The following is a 6,618-nucleotide window of genomic DNA, read 5'->3' on the forward strand; positions in this document are numbered from 1 at the left end:
ATCAGATCGCTTGCAGCAGCAGGGTTCTGGAGCGGCGAGGCCAACGGACGGGAGCGAGTCCTGCGCACCAAACCGGAGCTGGCAGCGGCGCGCCAGCGCTACTGGGACAGACTACTAATGGGCCCTGCATCTCTACCCCCACCAGCAGCTGGAGTAGCGCCTGGGTCTTGCTGAAACTCAAGGGGAAGGCACTGCGCAGCAGACCCACCAGGGCACTGAGCAGGGGCCCGTAGCGGCTGGGCTGGAGATCAAGGCGATCGAGCCCACCAACAACGCCGCAGAACGTACTCTGCGCCAGTCGGTGATTCAACGCAAGTTCAGTCACGGCGTCCAACCCCGCCAAGATGCGATCTGCCGCAGCCGCCTGCTCACGGTCACCACCACCCTGCGGCAGCAGAGCCGCGATGTCTGGCAGTTCCTGGAGCAGGCTTGGATTGTCCAGCACCGCGGCGGGATGATGCCATCGCTGTTGCCGGATCGTTGAGCCGGTTGTGAACGATCGTGGTGTCTGTGGTCGCTCGTTGACCAGCGATCAGGGGTGGAATGCTGCGCTGCTGCATCACGGCCCCTGCACTGATACAATCTGTAAACACACAAGCTCATCCGACTGAAAGCTTGGTTTGGCCAACATTGAAAAGACGGAAGAGGTGTACAATCATGCCTCAATCAGACCGCTACGCCCAAGAATAACAATTAATGGAAACGATTGTGACCAGTAACTACAACTCATCCAAAGCATCAATGTCACAGGTTGTCACAAAGCAATTTTGCAATGTGTGTGGATGTGACCAGTTTGTCGCCCAAAAACGGCGACCAAATGTCAAATGCGTAGTGTGTCGTTCTCTGGAGCGTACAAGGCTGATGTGGCTCTACCTAGAGAGAATCGTAAGGCCTCATCACAAAATCCTACACCTGGCCCCTGAGCAGGGGATTTACAATCGTCTCACTCACATAGTAAAGAAGGAAAACTATGTCACTTCTGACTTGTTTCCTGAAAACTTTCCCTTCGCAGAACAGATGCAAATTATTGACCTCTGCAACCTTGAGTCCCAGCCAAGTAGCCATTATGATCTCATTATTCACAGCCATGTCATGGAGCATACCTATTGCTCTTATGCTTATACTCTCTATCACCTTCATCGCATGCTGAGTGCGACAGGGAAGCACGTATGCGTCATACCATTCATACCTGGACAGTATTCAGAAAGTCTTGAGAAACTTTCAGGGAAAGAAAAGACTATCCGTTTTGGACAAAATGATCACTGCAGGAAGTACGGAGCGGATGATGTGCAATCTCACGTAGGCAAGGTGTTGAGGCTTCCAATCGTCTATGACATTACCAAAGACTTCTCTTCGTCACGCCTTGATTTATGTAATATTCCAGAAGAGGCATGGCGTGGATATTCTATAAACTCTGTCCTTGTTCTTAATAAGCATGACTATTTACTTGGTAGTTTCATGCATGAGTAGATATATGCCGTTCATGCCTTCCCTTGGATTGGTTCTCTTGGGAGGAGGCGGTTGCAGCGTCTGCTATGGCTCTGCTAGTTCTTGCCGCTCAGTTCTTTCTAAGCCTGAACATAGCCTCATCTATTTATTTTGCCCGCACATGTAGCTCCAATGAATGATCTCCAAAAGCAAGTTGGATCTGCCTGGGATAAGAAGGTGTCGGCGATAACTACATCGGGGGGTCGTGCAGGGCCAAACTGGTGGAATAACACATTAGTTCTGAGACACGTTAATCGGCTCGTCTGCGGTCAGCCTATTAAGTTGTTTAGTGCAGGCTGTCGAGCCAAACTTAGAGACCAGCTTGGCTATGGAGTTTGCCTTCGGAGGGGTGTATCGATAGGATGTGGAACCGGAGTTAAAGAGATGTCTATGATTATGGATGGGCTAGTCGAATGTTTTGATCTCTACGAACTAAGTGGCTCACGCATTGATCTTGGCAAGCAAAAAGCCAAGGACCTTGGACTCTCTGATCGAATAAATTTCTTTCATGGCGATGCATTTACGTTTAGACATCGGGAACAGTATGACATTGTCCACTGGGACAACTCTCTTCATCATATGCTTGACGTAAACCATGCCTTGCGATGGAGTCGACAGAATCTTCGACCAGGTGGCTGGCTATTTATGAATGATTTCATCGGTCCTTCTCGGTTCCAGTGGACAGAAAATAATCTTCAATTATGTAATCGGATCCGCTCTTTGCTGCCCGCACGATGTTTTCAAGCTCCTGGAGGTACCGGCAAAGGAATCAGCCGTGGGATATCTAGGCCCGAGATCGATGCATTCATTGCCAAGGATCCCAGCGAAGCAGCAGACAGCTCCAACATCCTCCCCAGCATCAACGCCCACTTTCCTAGTGCAGTAATTACAATGACTGGCGGTGCACTCTATCATATCGGATTTGCCGGTATCTATGCAAACTTAGACATGAGTCAAGACGAAGATCGTTACATTGTTGAATCGATGTTGCTGGCAGATGAACTTGCTATGAAGAATGGCGAAAGTCACTATGCTTTCGCCTTGGCTCAAGTTTAGACATTTGCATCGGCCCAAAGGACCCTGCGATCCTTCACTCAAACGCGGTTATTGTTAAATGTGTGCTCAGCCAATTTGCACCAATATCAACATGTCCCGGCCGAGGCGATGGGCGACCCAAGCGATTTGCATGCAACGCGTCCGCTTGCACCAGCAGCCCTCAAGCTCCACGCGATCCAGCAGCAGGCGCAGCGCCGCGATCTCACCACCGGCATCGGTGGCGTAGGTGCTCTGGGCGTAGCCGCCAGGCTTCTGCGAAGCAGTTGGCCACACCCAAGCTGTTGGAGTAGAGGCTCACATGGGCGATAAAACGCGCTGCGCCGGAGGCGGTTTCGTCGATTGAGCCCCTGAGCGTCTTGCCGTCACAGACCAGGGTGTCGGCGGTCTCTGTCACGCCGGGCTGGGCCGCCATCCACTTCTGCAGCAGGCCCTCAAAGCCCTCCACATCCAGCTGGGCCGGCAGCAGCCGAAACGTGGAATCCGATGACGGCTTGGTGACCTGCGTGCTCAGCAGCTCGCTCAGCGTCTTGCGGTGGCGTTTGGCAAAACGCTCCATACCCATCAGCGAGCCATAGCCACTCAGAATGGCCAGGATCGCCACCAGCAGCGTCCACCACTGCGGAAAGCGGATCCCCCGGCGCATCCGGCAATACCTTGAGGAAGCTGATCAGATCGCTTGCAGCAGCGGGGTTCTGGAGCGGCGAGGCCAACGGACGGGAGCGAGTCCTGCGCACCAGATCGGAGCTTGCGGCGCAGCGCCAGCGCTACTGGGACAGACTACTAATGGACCCTTGGGGGGGGGCACAAAGGTTAACGATGGGCCGTGTCCAGAAAAGCCAGTCAACCTCATCCCTTATTTTGGCCTTATAAGTGTATCTTCAGATTCATAATGAATGAAGACCCGCAGCCCCTCTGATATAGTTTCCCAAAAATCATTGGTTTCTACGCAATGCGATTTAGACATCAAACGACGAAGTCGCAACCAATGCTATACTCACTTAACACGCCTCTCGCGCACGTTACTCTTAACAGTGGTACGAGAGGCCAATGAATAAAGAAACACTGTCAGAAGCGGTCCTCAAGCGAAGTGGGGGAAAGCGTTTTTTGGAGGCATTAGATTCAGTCATTGAGTATGCAAAAGATGGATATCCGCCAATTCTAATTGCCTCCTATTTTAGTGAGATTATAAAGCACGCCAGGAGAGAACTGGAATCCCTATCCCCCTTTGCGTCATCAACTCATGCTTGCAAGTTCAGCCAGTTGGCGGAAAAACTAGAGATCAATTGCAAAAGAGAGGATTTCATCAGAGGCGAGGATCACTCTTCATCCTTATCTTCGACGTCTCACCAGACAGATTTCAGTATAATCATGCCAACATACAACCGATATCCGATTTTTATCCACTCTATATATTCAGCCTGCATCCAGATTGCGGTGAAGTTTGAAGTCGTTATTATAGACGATGGCAGTTCAGACGCAACAGCAGAATTTCTTGGGCACCTAGCCAACTTCCTCCCGTATCTTCACTTTATTAAATCTAATACGAATATTGGAGCAGCTGAAGCAAGAAACTTGGGCGTCGAAATAGCCTCAGGCAAGATCCTGTCCTTCCTTGACTCTGATAACATCTGGAGATTTGATTTTCTCATTAGCGCAAGGAATTTAGCACTTAGAGTGCCACATATGTACAGAAGATATATTGACTCCAAAATTCGTGGAGACGGTTCAATTATAACTGCGGAATCTAAAGGGCAACTTTTCAACTATGAGGAACTCTCCCGCCGAAACTTCGTTGACCTTAACACCTATCTGATTCACCGAAGCTATTTCTACCGCAGTGGCCGTTTCCGTAGTGAGCTTAAGCGTCGGCAAGACTGGGAGTTTGTACTTAGGTCTTCGTGGGCCTACCCACCTATGTTTGAAGATTCAAAACCCAGAGTATTCTACAGACGCTGCATAGAATGGAGGCAAATTACAAACCTTCAAAGAAATGAACAAGAATCTTCTGCAATAATAGCAAGAACGATCAGTGACTTGTACGAGAGTTCCGGCAGTAAAGCATGCATACAGAATGTGTGCATTGCGACTCGCCCCCTTCAGCTCGGCACAATTTCAATCAGCAGCATAGCCCCTAGCTCGGCAGAGTCATCATTACATTTAGCAGCATCCAATTCCAACAAGATTGTCCTGACCGATTATACTGACTCTTCGTCCAGAGAAGTCATTAACTTGATGAGTCAATTCGGCTTGGGTCGCATTCGAGAAATCCGGTCACCAATAAAAAGCTCTCAGCAGTCATGCCTAGAGCAGAGACTTTACGCTATTCGGCACGATAATGAATTACCAATATACCCCATTTCCTCCGCTATCTTCAGAAGTGCCAAGTATGACATTGGCAATAACCCCTTACTAGTTACAACCAGTTCCCTTGATAAAAGACATTCCTTAAAACTAATGGACTTCGATTTTTCTCGCCAGGAGACATTGAATTCTGATGTAGTCAGGCAATTGATTGAAGGAGGCAACTTTAATCATGATTACCTCGATAGTTGCCTTGGGATAGTACTTGGCTCAGATCAGATGTCGTCCCTTACTCAGTGGACGGAAAGAGACGGCGGAGAGTTAGCTCTGGCAAAGAGTCTCATCGTAAATGAGGATCTAAATTACATTGCTATGGCGATGGCAAAACGTATCCCCATCTTCTTTTTCTCTCCAATGCAGCAACAGTGGCTGATGCCCGTATGTGGACTTCTGGTCGATCCATCTGCTCTTCGATTCAGACAAATTCAGAAGGTTACTGAATGTAATTTTAGGTTTGCGTGTCGCCACTTTTCTGAAGAAGCCTCACTTACAAGGCTGAGCCAAGATCTATGATTGTTGACATTCTAATCTCTGCGCCATCAGACAAGAGTCAGCTAACATTTTGGGGTGATTACCACTTTGCATTAGCACTCGGGACTGCTCTTGAAAAACTTTCAGTCTCCTATAATATCCTTTATGCAGATACACACATATACCACGAGCCGAACGATGGTAGTGTTCTTCTGACTTTACGAGGTAAGCATGGCTTCAACAAAGAGAGATGGCCTCATCATAAGAAATACAAACGCAAACTTTTGTGGATTATCAGCTGGCCGTCTAGGGTGAAGGAGAATGAAGTTACTCAGTACGACCATATATTTGTGGCTTCAACACTTTTTTCCAATAAACTAAAGTCATCATTCGGCAAGAAGGTATCTACCCTACTTCAATGCACAGACTTTAGCCTAAAGGAATCCGCCTATGCTTGCAAGCAAAGGGGAATCTTGTTCATCGGCAATACTCGTGGAAAACAAAGGCCACTGATTTCTGCATTTTCTAACTTTGGTGTACCCATGGAAGTTATCGGCAATGGCTGGCAGGAGCTAGGAATATATGCCTCTCGTAAAATGATTTCAAATTCAGAACTTCCGATGATGTATTCAAATTGCTTGGCCGTACTCAATGATCATCACAGCGACATGGCTGAATATGGCTTTCTAAATAATCGAATATTTGATGTACTGGCTTGCTCAACTCCTGTAATAACTGATATGTCTAGCGACTGTCCAGCGGAAGCGAGATCTGGAGTAATCGACATGAACTTGGAAAACCTTAGTATACCAGAAGCGATTGAACGGGCAATTGCTCTACAGTGCGCAAAGAGTTCATTGGTTGCGATTCAGGAGTATATCCACACATATCATTCTTTTGACGCTCGAGCCAAGCAAATTGCTAGCCAAATATTTGGCTAGCGACTCCTGAAAAAGGCAAATCAACTGCGCTACAACTGGTCTCAGCGGTTAGAAGCCGATAAACTGGCAGGGAACGCGGCAATCGCGGATTGCTGCCACTGATGATGGCCGCACATGTACCGGACGCAGCATAACGGACAGCTTTCAATCACGGACTTCCATGTGCCTTTTGGTGGCACACTTGACCCTGACAACCGTTGGGTGCTGCTTGCAGAGCTTATCCCATGGCAAAAGCTTGAGGAGGCTTATGCCCCTCAGTTCAATGCAAATGTGGGTGCTCTTGCCAAGCCCGTGCGTCTGG

Annotated in this window: 5 protein-coding genes and 1 pseudogene; 5 read left to right on the plus strand and 1 reads right to left on the minus strand. The window is 48.6% G+C overall.

All coding sequences use genetic code 11. From position 1 onward, the window contains the following. The first annotated feature begins 301 nt into the window (after positions 1 to 301). Both KBZ12_RS18115 and KBZ12_RS18120 read left to right on the plus strand, forming a co-directional pair. Entirely contained in the window at positions 302 to 484 is a 183-nt protein-coding gene (locus KBZ12_RS18115) for a hypothetical protein (RefSeq protein WP_254959464.1), read from the plus strand. 1,136 nt (positions 485 to 1,620) lie between these two features. Continuing rightward, a complete protein-coding gene (locus KBZ12_RS18120) occupies positions 1,621 to 2,544 on the plus strand; it encodes a class I SAM-dependent methyltransferase (RefSeq protein WP_254959465.1) in 924 nt (307 codons plus the stop codon). A gap of 202 nt (positions 2,545 to 2,746) precedes the next feature. Here the strand turns inward: KBZ12_RS18120 and KBZ12_RS18125 are convergent, their stop codons facing one another. Beyond that, on the minus strand, positions 2,747 to 3,187 hold the full coding sequence (locus tag KBZ12_RS18125; RefSeq protein WP_254959466.1) for a transposase family protein: 441 nt from the start codon (positions 3,185 to 3,187) through the stop codon (positions 2,747 to 2,749). Between the two features lie 404 nt (positions 3,188 to 3,591). On the opposite strand from KBZ12_RS18125, the gene KBZ12_RS18130 reads away from it, so the two are divergent. The 3 genes and pseudogenes from KBZ12_RS18130 to KBZ12_RS18140 all read left to right on the plus strand — a co-directional run. Then, complete coding sequence (locus KBZ12_RS18130; RefSeq protein ID WP_254959467.1) at positions 3,592 to 5,418, plus strand: glycosyltransferase family 2 protein; 1,827 nt, start codon at positions 3,592 to 3,594, stop codon at positions 5,416 to 5,418. Then, a complete protein-coding gene (locus KBZ12_RS18135) occupies positions 5,415 to 6,317 on the plus strand; it encodes a glycosyltransferase (RefSeq protein WP_254959468.1) in 903 nt (300 codons plus the stop codon). Before KBZ12_RS18130 ends, KBZ12_RS18135 begins: the two co-directional genes overlap by 4 nt. A 114-nt stretch (positions 6,318 to 6,431) precedes the next feature. Beyond that, positions 6,432 to 6,618, plus strand: a pseudogene (locus KBZ12_RS18140) (IS5/IS1182 family transposase); the annotation flags it as partial.

It is taken from the genome of Cyanobium sp. Cruz CV13-4-11 (genome assembly GCF_024346055.1).
Classification (GTDB): domain Bacteria; phylum Cyanobacteriota; class Cyanobacteriia; order PCC-6307; family Cyanobiaceae; genus Cyanobium.

What these genes read in the sequence shown, in the direction of transcription:
- KBZ12_RS18120 (WP_254959465.1), top strand. Translation starts at nt 1,621, where the DNA reads ATGAATGATCTCCAAAAGCAAGTTGGATCTGCCTGGGATAAGAAGGTG.
- KBZ12_RS18125 (WP_254959466.1), bottom strand. Translation starts at nt 3,187, where the DNA reads ATGCGCCGGGGGATCCGCTTTCCGCAGTGGTGGACGCTGCTGGTGGCG.
- KBZ12_RS18130 (WP_254959467.1), top strand. Translation starts at nt 3,592, where the DNA reads ATGAATAAAGAAACACTGTCAGAAGCGGTCCTCAAGCGAAGTGGGGGA.
- KBZ12_RS18135 (WP_254959468.1), top strand. Translation starts at nt 5,415, where the DNA reads ATGATTGTTGACATTCTAATCTCTGCGCCATCAGACAAGAGTCAGCTA.